Origin of the sequence: Chryseobacterium sp. SN22, assembly GCF_008329705.1 — a bacterium.
Classification (GTDB): domain Bacteria; phylum Bacteroidota; class Bacteroidia; order Flavobacteriales; family Weeksellaceae; genus Chryseobacterium.
Window position 1 is genome coordinate 1 of sequence record NZ_VTSX01000030.1, and the last position, 23,438, is coordinate 23,438.

25 protein-coding genes, 1 tRNA gene and 1 pseudogene are annotated in these 23,438 nt (G+C 41.4%); 19 read left to right on the plus strand and 8 right to left on the minus strand.

Annotation, left to right across the window (positions count from 1 at the left end):
* From FY557_RS17665 to FY557_RS17675, 3 genes and pseudogenes are all read left to right on the plus strand, one after another.
* Positions 1-126 (plus strand): annotated as a pseudogene (locus FY557_RS17665) (uroporphyrinogen decarboxylase family protein); the annotation flags it as partial.
* A complete protein-coding gene (locus tag FY557_RS17670) occupies positions 119-478 on the plus strand; it encodes an AAA family ATPase (RefSeq protein ID WP_149248571.1) in 360 nt (119 codons plus the stop codon). The pseudogene FY557_RS17665 and the gene FY557_RS17670, both read left to right, overlap by 8 nt.
* Positions 447-1,346 carry a DUF4435 domain-containing protein gene (locus FY557_RS17675; protein WP_149248572.1) on the plus strand — a complete coding sequence of 300 codons (900 nt, stop codon included), beginning with the start codon at positions 447-449 and terminating at the stop codon, positions 1,344-1,346. Before FY557_RS17670 ends, FY557_RS17675 begins: the two co-directional genes overlap by 32 nt.
* Before the next feature lie 27 nt (positions 1,347-1,373).
* Here the strand turns inward: FY557_RS17675 and FY557_RS20655 are convergent, their stop codons facing one another.
* The 7 genes from FY557_RS20655 to mce all read right to left on the minus strand — a co-directional run bounded on the left by FY557_RS20655 (position 1,374) and on the right by mce (position 6,936).
* A complete protein-coding gene (locus FY557_RS20655; protein WP_149248612.1) occupies positions 1,374-1,475 on the minus strand; it encodes a DUF3871 family protein in 102 nt (33 codons plus the stop codon).
* 362 nt (positions 1,476-1,837) lie between these two features.
* A complete protein-coding gene (locus FY557_RS17685; protein WP_228451828.1) occupies positions 1,838-2,809 on the minus strand; it encodes a hypothetical protein in 972 nt (323 codons plus the stop codon).
* Positions 2,810-2,956: 147 nt separating this feature from the next.
* Positions 2,957-3,505 carry a hypothetical protein gene (locus FY557_RS17690; RefSeq protein WP_149248574.1) on the minus strand — a complete coding sequence of 183 codons (549 nt, stop codon included), beginning with the start codon at positions 3,503-3,505 and terminating at the stop codon, positions 2,957-2,959.
* A gap of 56 nt (positions 3,506-3,561) precedes the next feature.
* Entirely contained in the window at positions 3,562-4,791 is a 1,230-nt protein-coding gene (locus FY557_RS17695; RefSeq protein ID WP_149248575.1) for a hypothetical protein, read from the minus strand.
* Positions 4,792-4,802: 11 nt separating this feature from the next.
* Positions 4,803-6,233, minus strand: a complete 1,431-nt coding sequence (locus tag FY557_RS17700; protein ID WP_149248576.1) for a hypothetical protein — start codon at positions 6,231-6,233, stop codon at positions 4,803-4,805.
* Between the two features lie 167 nt (positions 6,234-6,400).
* Positions 6,401-6,474, minus strand: a tRNA-Ile gene (locus FY557_RS17705).
* Between the two features lie 63 nt (positions 6,475-6,537).
* Positions 6,538-6,936, minus strand: a complete 399-nt coding sequence (gene mce / locus FY557_RS17710; protein WP_149248577.1) for a methylmalonyl-CoA epimerase — start codon at positions 6,934-6,936, stop codon at positions 6,538-6,540.
* A 90-nt stretch (positions 6,937-7,026) separates the two neighbouring features.
* Between mce and rbfA the strand changes: the two genes are divergently transcribed.
* From rbfA to FY557_RS17745, 7 genes are all read left to right on the plus strand, one after another.
* A complete protein-coding gene (gene rbfA / locus FY557_RS17715; protein ID WP_149248578.1) occupies positions 7,027-7,386 on the plus strand; it encodes a 30S ribosome-binding factor RbfA in 360 nt (119 codons plus the stop codon).
* A gap of 3 nt (positions 7,387-7,389) precedes the next feature.
* The gene (locus tag FY557_RS17720; protein ID WP_149248579.1) at positions 7,390-8,628 is read left to right on the plus strand and encodes an ABC transporter permease; all 1,239 of its coding nucleotides are present in this window, start codon (positions 7,390-7,392) and stop codon (positions 8,626-8,628) included.
* 49 nt (positions 8,629-8,677) lie between these two features.
* On the plus strand, positions 8,678-10,474 hold the full coding sequence (locus tag FY557_RS17725; RefSeq protein WP_149248580.1) for an endonuclease: 1,797 nt from the start codon (positions 8,678-8,680) through the stop codon (positions 10,472-10,474).
* Positions 10,475-10,536: 62 nt separating this feature from the next.
* On the plus strand, positions 10,537-11,274 hold the full coding sequence (locus tag FY557_RS17730) for a shikimate dehydrogenase family protein (RefSeq protein WP_149248581.1): 738 nt from the start codon (positions 10,537-10,539) through the stop codon (positions 11,272-11,274).
* Between the two features lie 78 nt (positions 11,275-11,352).
* A complete protein-coding gene (locus tag FY557_RS17735) occupies positions 11,353-13,158 on the plus strand; it encodes a DUF349 domain-containing protein (protein ID WP_149248582.1) in 1,806 nt (601 codons plus the stop codon).
* 60 nt (positions 13,159-13,218) lie between these two features.
* Positions 13,219-14,241, plus strand: a complete 1,023-nt coding sequence (gene ribD, locus FY557_RS17740) for a bifunctional diaminohydroxyphosphoribosylaminopyrimidine deaminase/5-amino-6-(5-phosphoribosylamino)uracil reductase RibD (RefSeq protein ID WP_149248583.1) — start codon at positions 13,219-13,221, stop codon at positions 14,239-14,241.
* A gap of 217 nt (positions 14,242-14,458) precedes the next feature.
* A complete protein-coding gene (locus tag FY557_RS17745; RefSeq protein WP_149248584.1) occupies positions 14,459-15,061 on the plus strand; it encodes an IMPACT family protein in 603 nt (200 codons plus the stop codon).
* Here the strand turns inward: FY557_RS17745 and FY557_RS17750 are convergent.
* Complete coding sequence (locus FY557_RS17750; RefSeq protein WP_149248585.1) at positions 15,058-15,747, minus strand: zinc metallopeptidase; 690 nt, start codon at positions 15,745-15,747, stop codon at positions 15,058-15,060. The genes FY557_RS17745 and FY557_RS17750 overlap by 4 nt on opposite strands.
* Before the next feature lie 104 nt (positions 15,748-15,851).
* On the opposite strand from FY557_RS17750, the gene FY557_RS17755 reads away from it, so the two are divergent.
* From FY557_RS17755 to nuoF, 9 genes are all read left to right on the plus strand, one after another.
* A complete protein-coding gene (locus FY557_RS17755; RefSeq protein ID WP_149248586.1) occupies positions 15,852-16,985 on the plus strand; it encodes a GNAT family N-acetyltransferase in 1,134 nt (377 codons plus the stop codon).
* A 92-nt stretch (positions 16,986-17,077) separates the two neighbouring features.
* A complete protein-coding gene (locus FY557_RS20190) occupies positions 17,078-17,254 on the plus strand; it encodes a hypothetical protein (protein ID WP_185151765.1) in 177 nt (58 codons plus the stop codon).
* A 64-nt stretch (positions 17,255-17,318) separates the two neighbouring features.
* A complete protein-coding gene (locus FY557_RS17760; protein ID WP_149248587.1) occupies positions 17,319-18,362 on the plus strand; it encodes a T9SS type A sorting domain-containing protein in 1,044 nt (347 codons plus the stop codon).
* 115 nt (positions 18,363-18,477) lie between these two features.
* Entirely contained in the window at positions 18,478-18,849 is a 372-nt protein-coding gene (locus tag FY557_RS17765; RefSeq protein ID WP_146943915.1) for an NADH-quinone oxidoreductase subunit A, read from the plus strand.
* A 102-nt stretch (positions 18,850-18,951) separates the two neighbouring features.
* Positions 18,952-19,512: an NADH-quinone oxidoreductase subunit B gene (locus FY557_RS17770; RefSeq protein WP_149248588.1), complete on the plus strand. Its 561-nt coding sequence runs from the start codon at positions 18,952-18,954 to the stop codon at positions 19,510-19,512.
* A gap of 6 nt (positions 19,513-19,518) precedes the next feature.
* Complete coding sequence (locus FY557_RS17775; RefSeq protein WP_149248589.1) at positions 19,519-20,013, plus strand: NADH-quinone oxidoreductase subunit C; 495 nt, start codon at positions 19,519-19,521, stop codon at positions 20,011-20,013.
* Positions 20,014-20,080: 67 nt separating this feature from the next.
* A complete protein-coding gene (gene nuoD, locus FY557_RS17780; RefSeq protein ID WP_146943909.1) occupies positions 20,081-21,304 on the plus strand; it encodes an NADH dehydrogenase (quinone) subunit D in 1,224 nt (407 codons plus the stop codon).
* Between the two features lie 103 nt (positions 21,305-21,407).
* Positions 21,408-21,917: a complex I 24 kDa subunit family protein gene (gene nuoE, locus FY557_RS17785; protein ID WP_149248590.1), complete on the plus strand. Its 510-nt coding sequence runs from the start codon at positions 21,408-21,410 to the stop codon at positions 21,915-21,917.
* 80 nt (positions 21,918-21,997) lie between these two features.
* Positions 21,998-23,356: an NADH-quinone oxidoreductase subunit NuoF gene (nuoF, locus tag FY557_RS17790; protein ID WP_149248591.1), complete on the plus strand. Its 1,359-nt coding sequence runs from the start codon at positions 21,998-22,000 to the stop codon at positions 23,354-23,356.
* The last annotated feature ends 82 nt before the right edge of the window (positions 23,357-23,438 follow it).

Below are 23,438 nucleotides of genomic sequence, written 5' to 3' on the forward strand. Positions count from 1 at the left end.
GCGATGGGAATCGATTTTAAAATGAAGGAAAATGTAGGTCCGTGGCTGGATACCCCGATAAGAACCATGGAACAGGTGCAGAACGTTGCAGGTCCGGATGTGAATGATACCTTAGGCTATGTTTTTGCTTAACAGTCTTTTAATAAGAAAAACCGTCTTCATTAATGAAAAAAATGAATTAATGATTGAAACACAAAGTGGGAAGGTATTTCCTTTAATTAAATTAAGCTCTGGGGAAAAACAATTAATAATAATCTTTGGACAGGCCGTATTACAAGGCGAAAATCCTCATATTTATATTGCAGATGAACCCGAACTTTCTTTACATATTGATTGGCAAGAAAAATTAGTGAAAAACTTAAAAAGCATAAATCCAAATTCTCAAATTATTTTTGCGACACATTCTCCAGACATTGTTTCTGATTATTCTGACAAACTTTTTAATATTGAAAAAAGCTTTAAAGATGGAAGGATTTAGACGGACACGTAATGGAATAAGTAACTTATTTCATTTTTACAATGTTGATTACGTTGTGTATTTGGAAGGAGGAAAAAATAGTTTTAGTAAAGACGATATTCTTGAAAGTTCTGATAATTACACTTCTGACAGTGAAGATATATCTTTTTGGTCAAAAATTTTTGATAATAATATAAACGGAAAGAAATTTAAGTATAAATCTATAGGTTCAAAAAAAACTCTCAAAGAAATTGCAGATGATCTAATTTTAGGACAAATTAGAAATATATATATAGCAATGGATAATGAATTTGATGAAATCTTAAATAAAAGATTATTGCATCCTAATATTTTATACACCCACGGCTATAGTTATGAAAATGATATTTGGAATGCTAAAACAGTTATAGACGTGTTAAAGGAAATAACATCTACAAATGTTGATGAAAATTATATCAATAATGGGTTTAATCGTTTTATAAGCGATATAAAACTGGGGGTGTTTTGTGATGCATATTTATTCAAGAAAAATTTATCCTTTTTTGAAAGAAAATCTGGTATTTTATTTTGTATTGACTGTAGCAACCTTGATACTTTTCCAAGTGTAAAAAAAGATGTTATTGAAGATAGAATTTTATTAAAATCATTAAAAGTTAATACTGTTAGAAATTACGCTTATAAAAATAAAATAAATACATTAAAACATTGTTTTGGCCATCTCTTAGCTGACTTTTGTTGCAGAATAATCAATCATTATATAAGGATTAAACACAATTTTAATACAATTACAAAAGATATAATATATAGATTAGCAATAAATAGGTTTTTTAATGAACAATATCCAACTTGTGCATTTGTAGACCATTATAAAAATCAATTCTCAAGTTAAAACTGCCTCCCATAAGAGGCAAGTTTTTTAACTCAAAAACCAATAATAATCAGAATTACCATTGAGACTTTGTTGAATACCTTTAGTAAAATTAAAAGCATTCAAATTTCTATCTAAATATATATCTATATACTGCTATTATTGCCTTACGTATAAGGACAATACAAGTTCTAAATATTCATATTTTATGTATTATTTCTGCAGAAACTCCCATCTTTGTAATAATCTTTAATAATGGTATGATCATCAGCAAATTTGAATAATGGTATCTTCAATTTTTTTACCGTAAGTAATTAAAATATGTGATTTAATATGCAATCCAAAACTTAAAAGTTGTAAACAAATTGTATGCTTTTTAGATAACAAAATCAAACTTTAATAAGGTATTGTAAACTATTGGAAAAACAGCTTTAATAAAACCAGAAAAGCACCTACAAATGTAAGTGCTTTTCAACGTGGTCCCACTTGGGCTCGAACCAAAGACAACCTGATTATAAGTCAGGGACTTTATTCAATCTCGTATCTTCATATTTGGTCCTTTCGGTTTTAAGAGTGACCAACCAGTCGAGATACATCCCTTCCGGCATGCTTCGGTAGCCGATCTTATGTATATGGGCATATTCCTTGTTCATCCGGTCAAATAGTTCTTTTGCTTTCGGATCGCTTAATACAGACTGGATATCCTTTGTGTTATGCATTTTCATTATCTGCTGAAACAATCTTTTGTGGGTTTCTGCCTGCAACAACAGGGCATTCGCCAGATAAGGATCTATCTGTATGGCACGTTCAGCACATTTTATGGGAAAATCGCCACCATTATCCGGATAGCTTTTGTTATAATTGTTTCCAAGATCTGCCAGCAACAAAGCCAGACTTTCTTTATTACTTAAGGCCTTCATAAAAACGCCGTTCTGGATAGCATCCAAATGGATAAATCCCGAAGCCATAAGCCAGGAATCCTGCGGAAATATCCCGCTTGTGAGTTCGGTATTGTACCAGCCTAAAGATTTTATATGGTGCTTGATATAGATATGATTGGGTGCGAGTGCCAGGTTAGCCTCCACGCCCAGTTCTTCAGCCAAAATCTTATAGAGATAAGGCAAAGAATTACAGTTGCCTTTCTGGGTATCCAATAGTTTCGAAACAAAAAGATTAGACGGTTGCCGATGTCCAAAAACATCATCAAAGTCGTAAGTAAACGGTTTATATCTTATCGTATCGTTGTTTACAATAACCGGAGTGGCTTCACACATCACCGAATAAATTGCCGCATACTTATTTACTTTGTTTTCATCCTTTTCAGAATAATTAAGCTTTCTGTTTTTTAGTAAGGTCAAACAGAAATTTCTAAGAAATCTGACTTTACCGTTTAGTTCAACGGTATCTAATTTGCCCTGATAGTACGCATTTTCTACAGCATATACGCCTTCCCTGAAGCTGTACTTCTGTTTATCGTTGAGCATATTGTCAATGGTTTGATAAGCATCAGAATAAAACCGGTTGCTTTGACTTTTGATACCTGTGCAAAAAAGTATAAGTACCAGCACTGTTATTTTAAAATTCATACTTTTTCATTGAAGTTAGTGATGTAACTCATTATGCACATAAAGCTATTTAGGGCAATTCATCTCAAAATGAGCCAATCTATTTTTTTCAGTATCATAAGTATCCGTAATCAGCGGTGTGTAATCCAGCTTTACAACTTCCCCACTTGCCGGTCTTGGAATATTATCTGCGACTTCAACATAATTCAAAGAGTTGTTGGATATGAACAAAGAAAACGGACTGTTAATTAAGGACGTAAATTTTAATTCTTTTCTTTCCGGTACCAGATAGCAAAGGTAATTCCAATAGTCTGCACCACGTGCAGAAGCGCCGGAAGATTGCCCGATGGCTACAACTGCGTCTTTATCACCATTTCTTAGCAAGTAAAAACGTGTATCTGTAGTGTAAGAAACAAAGTCCCTAAAATTATCGGTTGCAGGCTTATTTCCTGATGTATCTAAAAATTGGAAAATTTTTGTAGTATCAACATTGTAATAGTCAGAATTCGCTGACGACTTAATGTTTATTTGTTTATAAACATCCCCAAAACAATATTGATTTTGATAGGTCTTAAAATCGAGCTTATTCGCGGCTTTAAGATCTAGTTCTGTCAATTTATTTTTGTTAGTACAGCCTATTAAGATTATGGCAGTAATAAAGGCCTGTATTGTTATTTTGAAATGTACCATCTTTTTCCTGGGTTTATGTATCTTGAGAAAGTTGTATTGCCAATTGCACTCGTTGATTGAAATTTATATTGTCCGTTCACTTTGTAATTACCTTGATTAAATAAGTCGTGAGAAGGATTTGTAAATAGATATCCTTGTAAATATCTCGCTTTGTGACCTCCACCCGATTTAAAATCAACTCCATCCCAATGGGTTCCTCCATTCGTGAGATCAGTCTTACTATATATTGCATGCGCTATAGCTCTATGAATATTATTACGCTTCGCATCTGCATCAGAACCTGTTTCATTGGAGTAAGAATATTTATAACCGCTTTGCGAACCGTTATCAGTTTTTCTAACTCCATAAACTCCATAAGGAGATTCATCAGAAAGCTGGTCCATTAAGCTATTTCCTTGATTTGCTGCTCTATTTTTCAGAACATTTACAATTCCCCAAGATTCCAAAAAACTGCCTGAACTTTCTGCATATAGAGTCTGGGCCAATAAGTTAAATTCTCTGGATGTTAAATGCAAATTAGCAGATGAATTTTCTTTTTTTTCTAACTTATCAAAATAAGCAGCTCTGTCGCTTTTAAAATCTTTTTTTGCTGTATTAATTTCGTTTGTAGTAGCTACTATAGTTTGGTCTTTTCCATCTTCTATGTGTGTTTTTTTACCTGAAAAAACATCAATAAAATCAGTTTCCGGAGCCATACCTGTAGGATCTGTAAACTTCAGAGGATTAGAAAACACAAAATTATAAGGCGACCAACTTGAAAACTCCTCACTCAAAGGGTCGGGACTCATCCATCTTCCGTGGGTGTCACCGATAGGCTGCGCATCCGGGTCAGATAAGTCGATATCCAATACTTCAATTACTTTTTGCTGCTTTGTATTGTACTTTACCGAACCAATGATCACAATAGAATCTTTATCGTGGAACTCCAGATATTTCCCTCTGCTTAATGTAGCGACTTTCGGATAATAACCGTATTTCGCAAACGGATTTCCGGCTGCAATATTTTTCCTTCTGCGTTCAGCTTCTTTCGGTGTCAGAGAATCCTTTGTTTTCAGAACCTCACTCATATAAGGTCGGCTCCGTTCTTCTTTTGTCAGCTTGACAGGATTAAGCCATTCTTTTTCTATTTTGGGTTTTGTAGTTTTCCTTTTTATCTGTGCCTGCGATAAGGTTGTTACTGCTAAAGCAGTAAAAAATAATAATTTTTTCATTTCATTAGTTTTTAAGTAAGTACTGGAATCAGGTAAACTTTTGGGGCTTCCTTTTTCGGGGTTATTCTCTGTTTTTTTTGTATTTCTTGTTGTTTTCTTTTTTGCGCTTCAACAGCTTTTATCTTTTCTAAAATTTCATCATTTAGTTGCTTATTCTCTGCTTTCTGTATTGATCCGAGCCATTTTTCATATTGCTCCGCCGGCATTTGTGCAAAACCTGAGCGGTCTATAAAATCAAACTGCCCGTTGATATTATCCAGTTGCAGAACCAGATCTTTATAATTGCTAATTTTCTGCAACTCTTCCTTATTATGTGGATTAATACCCAGATGGTCACAGGATTTTTCGAAACGCTGTTGATTGAGATTGGATTCCCAAAGAACAGCATTGATATTATGAGGATTAAGCTCCTGGGCTTTATTTAAAATTTCCCCTACAAATTCGTCGTATCCAAATTTATGGATATATCCGCTTGCCAGATCAACAAAAGTTTGTGACAATAGCTGCCTTTTACTCAGGCTCTGCATATAGAGCTTATTTTGTAAAGCTTCGGATTTTATATAACCATTATTAAGGACAAATGAATTAGCCGTAAACATTCCGTTAGTCAGCTCAATATTCAAAGGTTCTCCATCGTTGTCATTAAAACGTATATAGGAATGATTCGGAGACATTACCAGAGAAGCCCTGGCACCAATTTGTTCAGCTAAAATCAGGTAAAGCAAAGGCATTGAATGACATTGGCCGGTATTGGTCCGCATCAGCTTGGATACAAACATTTTGGAATAATCTTTAGTGCCCCAATAATCATCAAAATCATACTTGACGGCTTTATGCAATACTTTGCCGTTCTGTCTGGTATCCGTTGAAAAGTATTGGAATAAGGTTAAATTCTTTGATGCATTATCATCATCGTCAATGTTCTGCTGCCTGATTTTATTTCGGATAATATCACTTGCTTTCCGGATATAATCCTGATACATGCTTTGAAATTTCTTATCATTATCGTAAAAGGCATTTTCTACGAAAAATGTGGCATCTGCAATAGAGTAATCTTCAGGATTAAGCTTGGACAGGCTCTTAAAAGCAGAATGATATGCTGGTGCTCCTTCTTTATTGGCCAGAGAAGGTAACCGGAAATTCTGTAAAAATTCTTTTTCTTCATTATCCGAAGAAAGTGGCTTTTGCTGCTCTTTACTCATAGCATTGATGCTCTTCTGAGTTTCCTGTATTAAAGTTTGGTTTTGTTTTTTCAGTAATACATTGCCAGGACTAGGAATATGAGCTGCATTCTTAATACTACTGCCGGACATATTCACAAAATGCGGAATATTAACGGCAGCAGATGGTGCACTAGTTTGAGGCGTAGGGAAATTCGGAATTTGTGAAAAGCCTATACTACAAAAGCATAAAAGCAGGCTGAAAAATAATTTTTTTTTCATTTCATTAGTTTTTGTTTTTTGTTGATACAAGTTTAATAAATTTTTCAGAAATATGAAATAGCAATTTAAAAATGTTTTATAAACAATTATTTATGGTTTTAATAAAAGTTTCAGATATAAATACCAACAAACAAAAAAGCACCTACAACAGTAGATGCTTTTTAACGTGGTCCCACTTGGGCTCGAACCAAGGACAACCTGATTATGAGTCAGGGACTCTAACCAACTGAGCTATAGGACCTCAAAAATTTGGTTAAATTTTGTGATTGCAAAAATAGTAAAATTTCTGTTTCTACAAAATTATTTAGGGTTTTTCTTGGCACAATTCTACGAGGACGCCGTTGGTGGATTTGGGATGAAGGAAGACAACGAGTTTATTATCAGCACCTTCTTTGGGTTCTTCGGAGATAAATTCAAAGCCTTCTTTTTTCAGTCTTTGCACTTCGGCCGCGATATCGTCCACCCCAAATGCCAGATGGTGGATGCCCTCCCCTTTCTTGCCGATGAATTTGGAAACGGGGCTGTCTTCCCGGCTCGCTTCCAAAAGTTCGATTTTGCTCTCGCCGGCGGCATAGAAGGAAGTGGTCACGCCTTCCCGCTCCACCGATTCTTTTTTATAGGATTCCTTTCCCAGCAGTTTCGCAAAAAGTTCGTCGGAAACCCCTAAGGATTGTACGGCAATACCGATATGTTCTAATTTCATAAAGAATAAAATAAATTAAGTCGTAATTTTGAAAGAGCCGCCGAATTTCGGGGCAGCAATTCAAACAAAAGTACTAAATTTGCAGAAATTATGGAAAGTAACAGACAAAGAAAAGTAGCCCAGATCATACAGGAAGATTTCGCAGAACTTTTCCGCAAGCAGGCATCAGAAAGCAAGCAGAGCATTCTGGTAACGGTTTCGGATGTAAAGGTAACGCCGGATCTCAGCATTGCCAAGATTTATTTAAGCATCTTCCCGCAGGAGCATCGCAAGGCGGTGATGAAGGAGATTGACGAAAACAAAGCGCAGTACCGGAATTTCATCGGCCAGAAAATGGCGAAGCAGGTGCGTGTGATCCCGAATCTCAATTTTTACCTGGATACAACGCTGGACGATGTTGAAAAGCTGGAGCGCGAACTGAGAGGCGAAGGCGATAATCCGATTCTTTAAACCTTGAAAAACATTGCTTTTTATATTGCTTCCCGTTACCTTTTGTCAAAAAAAGGGAGCACGGCCGTGACCTTTATTACCTGGTTGGCGGTGGGTGCGATGACGGTAGCCGTAACGGCAATGTTTGTCATCATCTCCGTTTTTTCGGGGCTGGAAGATCTCAACAAAGACCTGATCTCCAACCTCCACGCCGACCTTACCATCAAAAGCACTTCCGGGAAAACCCTGAAAGACCTGGACCGGATCACCTCCGTTCTGAAAAACAACAAGGAGATCAGCCATTTTTCGAGGGTGATCGAAGAAAAAGTCTACATCAGCTTCAACGGCAAAGGCGACATTGCCTACCTGCGGGGTGTTGATTCGGCCTATACCAAAGTGAATCCCATCGATAAAGAAGTGTTCTTCGGTGTTTATCCAGGATTCAAGTACTCCAATGAAGTCCTGATGGAAAATTCGCTGGACATCCGGCTGTCCGTGCCGGTAGCCACGGAGAACGGCTATGCGACGGTATTCATGCCGAAGCCGGGAACCGGGATCATCAATAAGGAAGAAGACATCTACAATAAAAAAGACATTCTGGTTACCGGACTTTTCCCCGGAAAAGACCAACTGGACAACTATATTATTGCCCCGATCGAACTCACAGAGGAACTGCTCAGCCTGCCGAAACATTCGGCTTACCAGATCGTGATCAAGCTTAAAAATCCTGAAAATGCCGATGCCGTAAAGCAGCAGCTTACCACTTCTCTCGGCGGCAGCCTCAAAGGTGAAAAAATACCTGCCGGAAAACAGCTTGAAATCAAGACCAAGCAGGAGGAAAACGCCGCGTTCTGGAAAATGATCAACACCGAAAAGCTGTTCATTTATTTAATTTTCGCCCTGGTTATTTTCATTACGACTTTTAATCTGGCCGGAGCCATCATTATCCTTCAGCTGGATAAAAAGGAACAGGCAAAATCTTTGGTTTCCTTAGGATTTCCGTTAAGCCATCTGCGCCAGGTCTATTTCTATACCGGGATCCTGATCGTGGTATTGGGAATCATCTCCGGTTTAATCCTGGGCACCGGCCTCTGCTATTTCCAGCAGTACACGGAATTCTTCAAGGCGAATGAAAGCCTTCCTTTCCCGGTAAAAATCGTCGGCAAAAACTACCTGATCGTAGCCCTTACCGCTTCCCTTTTCGGGTTTGGCATTTCCTGGGTATTCTCAAAGATCAGCAAAGACTATATTACTAAAAATTAACATCTTCCGTCTTCATTTTTTTGTACCTTTACGGCCCCAATTTTTAAAAATGAAACGACATTTATTCCCTTTTTTACTGGTTTTTGCATTCGCCAGTGCGTTTGCACAGATTCCAACCGGTTATTATGACGGCACAACGGGCCTTACCGGAGCAGCTTTAAAAAGCAAGCTTAAACAGATCATCACCAACGGACACGTAGACCACGGTTACAGCGGGCTTTGGAGCGGATACCAGACTACAGACCGAGACAACATTTCCATGCCGGGCTATGAAAACGACAACACGATCCTGGATATTTATTCCGAAAATCCAAACGGTACAGACCCTTACAACTTTACCTATGGCAGTACCCAGTGCGGTGGGTCAGGCTACAGCAACGAAGGAGATTGCTACAACAGGGAGCATGTAGTACCACAAAGCTTGTTCAATGAAGGTTTCCCTATGAAATCGGATATCCATTTCATCCGTGCTACGGACGGAAAAGTAAACGGGATGAGATCAAACTATCCTTTCGGGAAAGTAGGGCCCGCCTCTTTTACTTCCCAGAACGGATCCAAATTAGGAACTTCCGTTTCTCCGGGATACTCGGGGACGGTTTTCGAGCCGATCGACGCATTCAAAGGTGACGTCGCCCGGATGATCCTGTATTTCGTAACAAGATATGAAACTCAGCTTTCCGGCTTTAGTTCGGGGAATATGCTGGGTGGTTCGGCTTTTCCGGGGTTACAGGACTGGGAACTGAACCAGCTGCTGGCATGGCATGCGGCAGATCCCGTTTCAGCGACTGAAATTGCCAGAAACAATGCATCTTACAATTATCAGGGAAACAGAAACCCTTATATCGATCACCCTGAATATGTGGCCCAGATCTGGGGAACACCGGTTGCCGATACCCAGGCACCGACCGCTCCTTCTAATTTAATTACCAGCAACCCTTCTTCCAATTCCATCTCGTTGAGCTGGACAGCTGCTACCGATAACGTGGGAGTGGCGGGGTATGACATTTATAAAGACGGAACTTTCTATGCGACTGTTACAGGAACCACGGCTACCGTTTCCGGCCTGAACCCATCCACGACCTATAACTTCTACATCATTGCAAAAGATGCGGCAGGAAATGCTTCTGCAGCCAGCAACACCGCTCCGGGAACCACCCTTGCCGGCGGACAGCCGGGAGGAAACTGCGGAACGGAAGACTTTGAGAACATTCCGGCCAACGCCACAAATTATACGACCCGGACATGGACCAACAACAATATTACCTGGACGGCGACGGATGCCAGAACGGATCAGACGATCACCGGCAAGGCCATTACTATCAAAAACGGAAGCTTAACGAGCTCTACGGTTTCCGGAGGGGTCGGTTCTTTAACGGTTACGACGAGGCTTCCCTTCTCTTCCGATACGGCAGGAACCCTGACGTTACAGATCAACGGAAACAATGCAGGGACGATTCCTTTCAGCAGTTCAGCCACAACGACAACGATCAGCAACATCAATGTTCCTAACAATGCCGTTATTAAGATCATCAATCAAAATGACAAACGGATTGCTATTGATGATCTGAGCTGGACGTGCTACAGTGCATTGGGAACTGCGGAGATTTCGAAAGACAAACCGTCTTTCAGCATCTACCCTAACCCGGTAAAAAACAATGAGCTGTTTGTAAAAGGAGAAAACCTGAGCCGGATTTCAAAAGCACAGATCTATGATTTCTCAGGAAAACTGATCGAAACCATTGAGCATCCTTTCAAACATTCCAATAAAATCGATCTTAAAGGCCTGGTAAAAGGAAATTACATCCTGAAAACCGATGCTTTTGCTGCGAAATTCATCGTAGACTAAGATTTAAGAAATATTTCATCCTGAAGACCGGTTTTATCCGGTCTTTTTTTTATTTTTAGGGTATGGATTCCAATAAAAAATTAGGGCTGATCGGGAAAAACATTTCCTATTCCTTTTCCAAGAAGTATTTTGAAGATAAATTCCAGAAGCTGATGCTGAAAGGCTATTCCTACAGCATTTTCGATCTCCCGGAAGTCCATGAGGTAGAAACCCTTCTGGCCAGCCCGGAATTGTTGGGATTCAATGTTACGATTCCCTACAAGGAAAAAATCATCGACTACCTGGATGAGCTGAGCAATGAAGCACAGAAAATCGGTGCCGTCAACTGTGTCCGGATTGAAAACGGCAAAAAAACGGGCTATAATACCGATGCCTTCGGGTTTGAAAAGACGCTGATGCTCCATAAAAAGCCGCATCAACGTTCCGCGCTTATCTTAGGGAACGGCGGAGCAGCCAAAGCCGTGAAATATGTGCTGGATAAACAGGGAATCCCTTCCCTTACCGTTTCGCGGACGACGGAAATCAATTATGAAAACCTTGATCAGGAAACAGTGGCCCAGCATCAGATTATTGTACAGTGCACCCCGGTCGGGACCTTCCCCAACGTGGAAGACTGCCTGGATTTTCCTTTCGACGGCCTTACCGGAGACCACCTGATCATCGATTTAATTTACAACCCGAATTATACGAAATTCATCATCAACGCTTCCGAAAAAGGAGCCAAAACCGTGAACGGCTATTATATGCTCGAACAACAGGCAGAAAAAGCCTGGGAAATTTGGAATTTTCAAAAAAAATAACTTAACTTAGTATTGTATTTGGCTTTTTAGCCATATATTTAGAGGATATTATAATGCCACTCACATAAACGATTTGCTATGATTACAGAAAACAATCTTTCTGAGAACGAGGAAAACAAGAACGATCAGGAAATCCCTCAGGAAAAAACATCAGAACATGTTGCATCCCAGGATGAAAACACCCCGCATGAAGAGCCGGAACATGAAGAAGAGCACGAAGAGGTAGAACTCTCCCTGGCTGATGCGCTGAAAGAAATGGAAAAAATCATCAATGCACCGAATGCCGGTGAAGATTTCAAAAAATTCAATCAGCTGAAAGAAAAAGCAAGTCATTACATCCATGATGAAGTGGAAGACAAAAAGCACGAGTATACCGATGCCGGAAATGCACCGGAAACCTTCAGCTACGAGCATCCTTCCCAGGCAAGGTTTTCCGCTCTGGTAAATATTTTCAGGGAAAAACATGATGATTTCCAGAAAGGCCAGGAGGAAGAGCAGAAGAAAAACCTCGACCACCGCCAGAGCATCATCGAAAGGCTGAAAAACCTGTACACCAATTCCGAGCCGGGAACCAACCTTTTCAAATCCATCCGTGAGATCAAGGAAGACTGGTCCAACGCCGGGCAGGTGGCAAAATCCGAATTCAGGATCCTGAACAACAACTATTTCCATCACCTGAACCAGTTTTATCAGATGCTGGATCTGAATAAAGAATTCCTGGAGCAGGAATACAGCCATAACCTGGAAAAAAGGCAGCACATCATCGAGCGTGCCCGCCAGCTGGAGCATGAGCCGGTGATCCAGAAAGCACTGAACGAACTCCAATACCTTCACAAGCTCTGGAAAGAAGAAGCGGAGCCGGTAGCGGAAGAATTCCGTGAAAAGACATGGGAAGAATTCAAGGAAATCTCCAATAAGATCCACGAAAGGAAATCCGAGCTTTCGGCAGCCATCGAAACCGAACAGGCCGGTAATCTTGAAAAGAAAAACCAGATTATCGCCGACATCAAAAAGCTGTCTGAGCCGGCGGAAAACCCGAACCACAATTACTGGCAGAACGCTATCCGGAAAGTGGAAGACCTCCGTACCGAATTCCTGAAAACCGGAAGTGTGCCGAGAAAGCTCTCCAACCAGAACTGGAATGATTTCAAAACAACGCTCAGAAATTTCAACACGACAAAAAACACCTATTATAAATCGTTAAAGGGTTCCCAGCAGGCTAACCTGGAAGAAAAATTAAAACTGATCCAGACTGCCAAAGACAACCAGAACAACGAAGAATGGGATATCGCCGTTCCTTTATTTAAAAAGCTCCAGGAAGACTGGAAAAAGATCGGCCACGTTCCCAAGAGCATGACCAACAAAATCTGGGATGAATTCCGTGACGCCTGCAATGCATTCTTCAACAATTACCGCGAGAAAAGCAATGCCTCTACCGACAACTGGAAAGAAAATTACAAGCAGAAGAAAGCGATTCTTGAAGATCTGAAAACCGTCAGCAATGAAGAAGGCAGCATCGAAAGGATTGAAGCCATCAAAACGGCCTGGAACAACATCGGGAAAGTGCCGAGGGATAAAATCTCCATTAACACCGAATTCAACAAAACGCTGAGGGAAAAGCTGAAGCTTAACAAGATCAATGAATTCGAGCTGAAAGAAGAAGGGCTTTCTGAAAACCAGCTGACCGATAAAGCCAGAAAGATGAAGAGCCAGATCTCCGATCTTGAAGCGGAAATCGTAAAACTGGAAAACAACCTGGCATTCTTCAAGAATCCATCCCGAGAAAACCCGCTGCTGAAAGATACCTACGATTCGATCGACGAGAAAAAAGCGCATCTGGAAAGCCTGAAACAAAATCTCCACAATATTATTGCCGGAGAATAAAAAATAATCTTAAATCTTAAAAGCGGAGCAAACCATTTGACTTCGCTTTTTTCATGGACTATGCAGGACGAATTGTATATTAAAAGAGGAATTGAGCTGGCTAAGAAAGCCCTGGGCCACACCTACCCCAACCCTTTGGTAGGAAGCGTGATCGTACACAACGGTAAAATTATCGGGGAAGGCTATCACCATAAAGCCGGGCAAAACCACGCGGAAATCAATGCCATCGAATCAGTGCAGGACAAATCCCTGATTCCCGAATCGACGATTTATGTAACGCTGGAACCTTGTGCGCATTATGGGAAAACGCCGCCGTGTGCTTTAAAAATAAAAGAACTCGGCTTCAGGAAAGTCGTGGTCGGAGCCATGGATTCCCACGACAAGGTCAACGGAAAAGGAAAAAAAATCATTCAGGACGCCGGCATCGAAGTAGTGTCGGGAATTTTAGAGAAAGAATGCATTGAATTAAATAAAAGGTTTTTTACCTATCATGAAAAAAAACGGCCTTACATCATCCTGAAATGGGCACAGTCAGCTGACGGTTTCCTGGATAAGGATTTCCAGCCGACGGCCATCTCGAATCCTATAGTCAATCAGTTTGTACATCAGCTGAGAGCCGACGAACACGCCATCCTGGTAGGAAGCCAGACCGCGCTTAATGACAATCCTTCCCTTACGGTAAGAAATGTGGAAGGCGTCAATCCGGTGAGGATACTGATTGATTTTAACCTGAAAGTTCCTGCAGATTTCAGCATCTTTAATCAGGAGGCGAAAACCATCGTGATCAATTCCGTGAAGGAAGAAATCCGGGGGCATATTCATTTTATTAAAATTAAAAAAGAAAATTTCCTGCAGGAACTGATGGAGGCCTTATATAAAGAGCAGATCCAGTCGGTGATTATCGAGGGCGGAAGGTTTACTTTGCAGCAGTTTATTAACGGGAATCTTTGGGATGAGGCTATCATTATTAAAAATGAAAACCTGAAGCTTGAAAACGGAACCAAAGCACCGGAATTTACCGGTAGGAAACCGTTACGGACTGAGGATTTCAGAGATAATATTATAGAATTTTATCACCAGTAAACCCCAAAGTTTTCACTTTCAAAACGTACCTCAATCGCACGTTTATCCCGATAAGTCAGTCCGGAAACGGAATGATAGAATATGTTTTAGCTAACCAATACAGAAGAGAACCTGAACAGCACTCTTTTTGTTGTCCTGATTTTCAGTCTTCCCTTAAAAATTTTACCTTTGAAGAATAATCCTGAAATACAAGGCAGAATCATTTTTCCCAATTCCTATGTTCAATTTCAAAACGATAGAATCCCCGGTCGAAAATATTTTATTAAAAGAAAAAGGAAGCAAGTTCATTGGGTTTGCTTTTCCGGTAAATAATGAGGAAGAACTTAAAGCCGCTTTGGAAAAGATCCGCTCCGAACATCCGAAAGCAACGCATCATTGTTATGCTTTCAGAATGGGGCTGAATGGGGAAAACTACCGCGCCAATGACGACGGCGAACCTTCAGGAAGTGCCGGACTGCCGATCTACAACCAGCTCCTTGCCAACGAAATCACCAATGTCCTGGTGATATCCGTCCGCTATTACGGCGGGACAAAACTCGGCGTTTCCGGTCTGGTAAAGGCTTACAAGGAATCCGCAAAAATAACGCTTGAAGAAGCCCGTATCATTACCAGAGAACTGGAAACCACAGTGGAGATTGAGTTTAATTTTAATCAGCAGAACCTTATTTTCACGCTGCTTTCAAAATATGACGCGAAAGTTTTACAGTTTGATGCCGATGAGAAATGCATCGTCACCGCCTCTTTAAAACTTTCCCAAAAAGAAAGCATCTCGGAAAAGCTTTCCGAGATGCAGTATGTTTCATTTGATTTTTCAGATTAATCCCTTCTTCCGCCCATCAGCAGGGAAGCGAAATACATCAGCTGAACCAGCGAGCCTATGGCTGCCACCACATAGGTTCTGGCCGCCCATTTCAGGCTGTCCTTTACGCCTACATACTCTTCTGTCGTTACCGTTCCGGTATCTCTCAGCCACTTCATCGCCCGGTTGCTTGCATCATATTCCACCGGAAGCGTAACGAAAGCAAAAAGCGTTGTCAGGGCAAACATAATAACCCCGATGGTTAAGATCAGTTTATTTCCGCTCATGGCCATCACGATGATGCCTCCCATGATCACGAACTGCATCAGATTCGAGCTGATGCTCACTACCGGTACAAGCTTGGAACGGAGCTGCAACATGGAATAGCCTACTTTATGCTGAACGGCATGCCCGCATTCATGGGCTGCAACTGCTGCTGACGCCGCATTTCGCTGCATATAAACTGCTTCGGAAAGATTTACCGTTTTATCTTCAGGATTATAATGATCAGTCAGCTGTCCCGGAACCGACATTACCTGAACGTCATTGATTCCGTTGTCCCTCAACATTTTTTCCGCCACCTCCTTGCCGGACATCCCGTTCCGGAGATGCACCTTGGAGTAATGTTCAAATTTTGATTTCAAACGCCATGAGACAAACCAGCTCACCGCCATTGAAATAATTATAATTAAATAATAACCGCCCATCTAATAACTTTATAATATATTTTTTCAACCCAGATGATGTAAAAACTGTGCCAAAGTTTTATATTAATTTATTTATATTTGTTCCATAATTCTCCTAGAAAATCATGTCAGAAATTTCAGTTATTGAAGTAAAAAGTGCTGATCAGCTCAAACAGTTTGTAAGATTTCCGATGGATCTGTATAAAAACAATCCGTATTATGTCCCTTCCTTTGTGAATGAAGAAATCAACATCTGGAATCCGGCGGAAAATCCGGCACTGGAATATTCGGAGGCCCGGCAGTTTTTAGCCTATAAAGACGGTCAGCCTGCCGGCAGGATTGCAGTGATGATCAACCACAAGGAAGAACGTGAACTAGGGATCAGAAAAGTGCGTTTCGGGTGGATTGATTTTATTGATGACGAAAATGTCTCCCGGGCGCTGATTCAGAAAGCCATCGATTACGCCAGGGAAAAGAACATCGCGAAAATTGAAGGACCGATGGGTTTTACCAATCTCGATAAAGCCGGGATGCTGACGATGGGCTTTGACAAGCTGGCCACCATGATCGGCATTTACAATCATGCTTATTACCCGCAACATCTGGAAAAACTGGGCCTGACGAAAGAAAAGGAATGGGTGGAATTTGAGCTGGAGTTCCCGAAAGTACTGCCGGACAAAATCCACAAGTTCAACGAACTGATTTCCCAAAAATATAAACTGAAGGTTCTGGAATTCAAATCGAAAGAAGAAATCATTGAATATGTGGATCCGATGTTCGACCTTCTGGACGAAACATACAAACATCTATCGACTTACACTCCCATCTCAGACGAGCAGCGTAAAACCTATAAGGAGAAATATTTTAAACTGATCGACAAAGATTATATCGTCTGTGTGGCCGACGATACCGACCAACTGGTTGCGTTTGCCATCACCATGCCTTCGTATTCCAGGGCGTTGCAGAAATCCAAAGGAAAACTGCTGCCTTTCGGATGGTGGCATTTCCTGAGAGCCGGAAAGAAAAACGACCGCGCCAACTTTTACCTGATCGGCATCCATCCGGATTACCAGAGAAGGGGCGTCACTTCCATCATCTTTAAGGAAATCTGGAAGCTCTTCCGTAAAAAAGGAGTAAAATACCTGGAGACCAACCCTGAACTGGAAGAAAACAAAAGCGTCCAGCTTTTATGGCAGGATTATGGCCCGGTGAACCATAAAAGAAGGAGAACGTACGCGATGGAGATAAGTAATAGTTAAATTGATGAATTCCTATTTTTTGGTACCGGACACTCTAAAACCTTCATATCTTCATACCCTAACATTCTAAAACACAATAAAAAAAACAACACATGAAACCACAGCTTATCATTTTCGGTGTTTTAGTGGCCGGATATATTTCGTACAATCTTTTTTTCCGGATTGCTGACGAACGTACCAATACCGTTGTTAATATCTTATTTGCAAGCGTTATCTTCGCTTATATCGCTTTTATGGCCTTCTCGCTTCTTAAAAAGATGAAGAAATAGCTGATTTCCGCTTTAAAAATCACCATTCTATGAATAAATTCCTATTTTTACGGAAATCTATTCCATGAACAAACTATTGAAGAGCCTTTCACTTGTAATTTTACTTTTTTCAATTCAGACCACTGCTCAGGATTTTTTCGTTAATACCATTGATTTCGGACCCGGAATTCCGCCTTCCGATAATGTATACAGAATGAATGTTCTAAACGCTTCTGAAACTGTGGAGAGTTTCTGTCTTCCAACCGGGGTAATAGATGCAGGATATACGGACATTGCCGTCGATAAGCTCAGCAATTTCTATTATGTAACCAGTACGGGACTCCTCTACCGGTATAATAAGCAGGAAGGTGCCTGCGAGTTTCTCGGGGATTTTTCTACCGGTGATATCAACTCACTTGTGGCAGACTCGGAAAATAATTTATACGCCATCGGAACCGAAGGAATTTTATATAAATATGATGTCATTGCGGCCGCATTTTCCGTTATGGGCAATGTTCAGGGAGTTACCGCGGGAGGAGACCTTTTCTTTTATGAAAGCAGATTGTTTCTCACAATCACCACAGGAATACTCGAGATCAATATGACAGATCCTTCCCAAAGCTGTCCGTTCATAAATACCGGTTCGCAGTATCCCAGTCTGTACGCAGCTTTTTCCATTAACTACGGAACGTATTCCAAAGCGTACATCACCAGCCTGGCCGGACAAAATTCATTGCTTTACGAGGTAGATATGGTCAATAAGCAGATCGGAGATCCCATCAGAATGTACAACCACCGGATTTACGGGGCTGCTACAGCATACAGCCTGACTTCCGGGAATGCGAGCTGTTCCCCTGTTTTAAGCACCGTCGAAACCGTGAGCAACCACCGGTACTTCGATGTAATCAATCCATCCGGCAGTGCCATTGCTATTAAAACCGATATCGGTATTCATGAGGTAACGTCTATCCGTCTTTATGATCTTACGGGAAGAATGATCAGGGATTTCCCAGGTCAGAATCATTTGCAGTATCTCGACATCAGCGGTGTCTTTCCCGGAAATTATTTATTGACACTGACTACAAAAAAAGGAGAAATCTACACTAAAAAAATAATTGTCAAAAGCTAATTTTTATTGATTCTAAATTACCGGTTTGACGGATTTTAATTCCACTTTTAACCTCATAAATTTCATGCTTTCTTGTTTATTCGCTAAATTTGCAAATTGAGATAATAATGCAAAAATGAATTTACCTGAAAGTTATATTCCAATCCTTTTACAGGCGGGCGTTGCGATAGGTTTCGTAGCGATTTCCCTGCTTGGAGCACATTTTTTAGGCCCGAAACAGAAAAAAGGAGATTCTGTGAAAAACCAGAGCTGGGAATGTGGAGTCCCGGTAGAAGGAAATGCAAGAACGCCGTTTTCCATCAAATACTTTTTAACTGCGGTACTGTTCGTATTATTCGATATTGAAATCGTATTTTTTTATCCGTATGCCGTTAACTTCAGAGAGTTCGGTATGGAAGGCTTCCTGGCGGTACTTACCTTTGTCGCAATCTTCTTCATGGCATTTTTCTATGTCTGGAAAAGAGGCGCGTTGGATTGGGATAAGTAAAGGAATAGAAATTTTAAATGACTGTTTTAGATAAGACAACTGAGGTTTGAAACTAACATTAACACTCATTTGTAATCTAAATTAAAATCTTAAATCAATCAAATGTCAGATAACAAACCAGTAATAAGAACAGATGCACCGGCTCCGGAAGGATTTGAAGGAGAAGGGTTTTTCGCAACGAAACTGAGCAGTGTCATCGGAATGGCCAGAAAATTTTCTCTATGGCCGCTGCCCTTTGCCACTTCTTGCTGTGGTATCGAGTTTATGGCTACCCTGAACCCGACGTATGACGCATCAAGATTCGGGATGGAAAGAAACTCTTTCTCCCCGAGACAGGCAGATTTACTGATGGTCTGCGGAACCATATCCAAAAAATTAGGGCCGGTCCTGAAAGAAGTATACACCCAGATGGCTGAGCCGAAATGGGTAGTTGCCGTAGGTGCCTGTGCATGCAGCGGTGGTATTTTTGACACGTATTCCGTATTGCAGGGAATCGATAAAATAATTCCGGTAGACGTTTACGTTCCGGGATGCCCTCCGAGACCTGAGCAGATCATCGAAGGAGTAATGCAGGTTCAGGCCCTTGCGGAAAGCGAAAGCATCAGAAGAAGAGATACGCCTGAATACCAGAAATTATTAGATTCTTACAACATTAGCAACTAACGGAAAATGACCAACGAATTTGTATTAGAAGCCATCACCAGAGAATTTCCGGAATCCGTTATTGCAAGCTCGGAACCGTACGGGATGCTGACCGTTGAGGTAAAAAAAGACGATATTAAAAAAATCATCCATTACCTGAAGGATTCCTCTCTGGAAATCAATTTCCTCACGGATGTATGCGGAATCCATTACCCGGAATTTCCGGACAAGGAAATCGGAGTGGTATACCACCTGCAGAATATGATGGCCAACTTCAGGCTGCGCCTGAAAATCTTTATGACCAGAGAAAACATTGAAGTGGATTCTCTGGTAGATCTGTATGCAGGCGCCAACTGGATGGAACGGGAAACCTATGATTTCTTCGGAATTAAATTCAAGGGACATCCGGATCTCAGACCAATCCTGAATATGGAAGACCTGGGCTACCACCCGATGCTGAAGGAATATCGTCTGGAAGACGGCACCAGGACCGATAAGAACGATGATATGTTCGGAAGATAAAAATATAAATGATTAATGATGATTGATCAATAATCAATTATCACTTATCGATTATCAATTATATATTATGAAAGATAACTCATTATCTAATATACTCAACCAATACGAAAGTAAGGAACAGATTGACGGACAACTGTATACCCTCAATCTAGGACCTACCCACCCTGCTACCCACGGGATCTTCCAGAATATCTTGACGATGGACGGAGAAAGGATTCTTCACGCGGAACAGACAGTGGGCTATATCCACCGGGCATTTGAGAAAATTTCCGAAAGAAGGAACTATTCCCAGATTACCACCCTTACCGACCGTATGAATTACTGTTCTGCGCCGATCAATAACTTGGGCTGGCACATGACGGTTGAAAAACTGATCGGGGTAGAAGTTCCGAAGCGTGTAGATTATATGCGTGTTATTTTAATGGAGCTGGCCAGGATCGGTGACCACCTGATCTGTAACGGGGTAACCGGGATGGACTCAGGAGCTATTACGGGACTTACCTATATGTTCATCGAAAGAGAACGTATTTATGATATGTACGAGCAGATCTGCGGAGCAAGGATGACCACCAATATGGGAAGAATCGGCGGTTTTGAAAGAGATTTCACCCCGAAATTCCATGAGTTGCTTAAGGATTTCCTTAAAACCTTCCCGCCAAGATTCAAGGAATTCTGTACTTTACTGGAAAGAAACAGGATTTTCATGGACCGGACCATCGGAGCTGGAGGCATTTCTGCCGAAAGAGCCTTAAGCTATGGTTTTACAGGTCCGAACCTTCGTGCGACCGGCGTTGATTATGACGTAAGAGTAGCGCAGCCTTATTCTTCTTACCAGGATTTCGATTTCATTATCCCTGTGGGAACCTCAGGAGATACTTACGACCGTTTCATGGTCCGTCAGCAGGAAATCTGGGAATCGATCAAAATCATTAAGCAAGCTTACGAAAACCTTCCTGAAGGTCCGTTCCATGCGGATGTTCCGGATTTCTACCTTCCTGAAAAGGCAGATGTTTACAAGAAGATGGAAGCATTAATCTACCACTTCAAAATCGTAATGGGCGAAACGGATGTTCCGAAAGGAGAAGTTTACCATGCCGTAGAAGGAGGAAACGGGGAATTAGGATTCTATTTGGTAAGTGACGGTGGAAGAAGCCCTTACCGACTGCACTTCAGAAGGCCTTGTTTCATCTATTACCAGGCTTATCCGGAGATGATTACAGGTTCTGTGATTTCCGACGCGATCGTTACCATGTGTAGTATGAACATTATTGCGGGAGAATTAGACGCATAAAACGGTAAAAAGTATAAGGTGGTAAGGTACCATGTACTTGGAAAATATAAACAGATAATAATACTTTGTACTTTGTACAATGTACATTTTACAACAAAATAAAATGAGCGAAACAATAGCTTTTAAACCGGAAAGTTTAGCACAGGTGCACAAGATGATGGCAAGATATCCTGAGGGAAGACAGAAGTCTGCCCTTATCCCTGTACTTCATCTTGCACAGAAAGAATTCGGAGGATGGTTGGATGTTCCCGTAATGGATTATGTTGCGGAATTGCTGAGCATCAAGCCTATCGAAGTATATGAAGTGGCTACTTTCTACACCATGTTCAATATGAAGCCGGTTGGTAAATATGTGCTGGAAGTATGCAGAACGGGGCCTTGTATGGTTTCGGGAAGCGAAAAGATCCTGAACCATATCAGGACCAAACTGAACATCAGGGACGGAGAAACTACGGAAGACGGAATGTTTACCTTAAAGCCTGCAGAATGCCTTGGTGCCTGCGGATATGCTCCGATGATGCAGCTGGGAAAATTCTTTCATGAAAATTTAACGATCGAAAAAGTAGACGAAATCCTGGATCTTTGCAGAGAAGGGCAGGTTGCTTTGGACTAATTGAATTTTAAATATCAAATAAATAAGAAGCGTACCACCGGAGCCAGAAGCTATCGGCCATTCGCTAAAAGCATATAGAAATGAGTAAAAAACTTTTACTTAAAGACGCACATATCGAAGGCATCCGCTACTTTGAAACTTACCGCAAACAGGGAGGTTACACAGCCGCTGAAAAAGCCTTGAAAATGACACCGGACGAAGTTCTGGAAGAAGTGAAAGCTTCGGGACTTCGCGGACGTGGAGGAGCCGGATTCCCTACCGGAATGAAATGGAGCTTTCTGGCAAAACCGGAAGGCGTTCCGAGACACCTTGTGGTAAATGCCGACGAATCGGAGCCCGGGACTTTCAAAGACCGGTACCTGATGGAATTCCTTCCTCACTTACTGATCGAAGGGATGCTGATTTCATCTTACTGTTTAGGTTCCAACACTTCATACATCTACATCCGTGGAGAATATTCATGGATTCCCGATATTCTGGAAGAAGCAATTGAAGAAGCCAAAGCAGCCGGATTTTTAGGTAAAAATATATTGGGAACAGGTTTCGATCTTGAAATCTATGTTCAGAGAGGTGCCGGCGCCTACATCTGTGGTGAAGAAACGGCATTGCTCGAATCCCTTGAAGGAAAAAGAGGAAACCCGAGACTGAAACCGCCGTTCCCGGCCGTGAAAGGACTTTGGGAAAGACCTACCGTAGTCAACAACGTGGAATCGATCGCAGCGATCGTTCCGATCATCGATATTACCGGAGCGGAATATGCCAAAATCGGCGTAGGAAGATCTACCGGAACCAAACTGATTTCAGCCTGCGGAAACATCAACAAGCCGGGCGTTTATGAAATCGACATGACGATTACCGTTGAAGAATTCATTTACTCCGACGAATACTGCGGCGGAATCAAGGACGGAAAAAGACTGAAAGCCTGTATTCCGGGCGGAAGCTCCGTTCCGATCGTTCCTGCCAATTTATTACTGAAAACCGTAAACGGAGAACCGCGGTACATGAACTATGAATCTTTGGCTGACGGTGGTTTTGCTACCGGAACCATGATGGGTTCAGGAGGTTTTATCGTGCTGGATGAAGACCAGTGCGTGGTAGAGCATACCATGACCCTGGCAAGATTCTACAACCACGAAAGCTGCGGACAGTGTACGCCCTGCCGTGAAGGTACGGGATGGATGTATAAGATTTTAAAGAAAATCGAAAAAGGAGAAGGGAAAATGGAAGACATCGATCTGCTTTGGGACATCCAGAGAAAGATCGAAGGAAATACGATCTGCCCGTTGGGTGATGCTGCGGCATGGCCGGTAGCAGCAGCAATCCGTCATTTCAGAGACGAATTTGAATGGCACGTGAAAAACCCTGAATTGTGTAAAACACAGAATTACGGACTGGCTCATTATGCAGATCCAATTCCTGTCGTTGAGAAGAATGCTTAGGATGAAAAATTTAATGCTGGCAGGGTTAATGATGTCGGGTTTTGTCTTTGGACAGGTGCAGAAGGACACATTACGGGAGAGA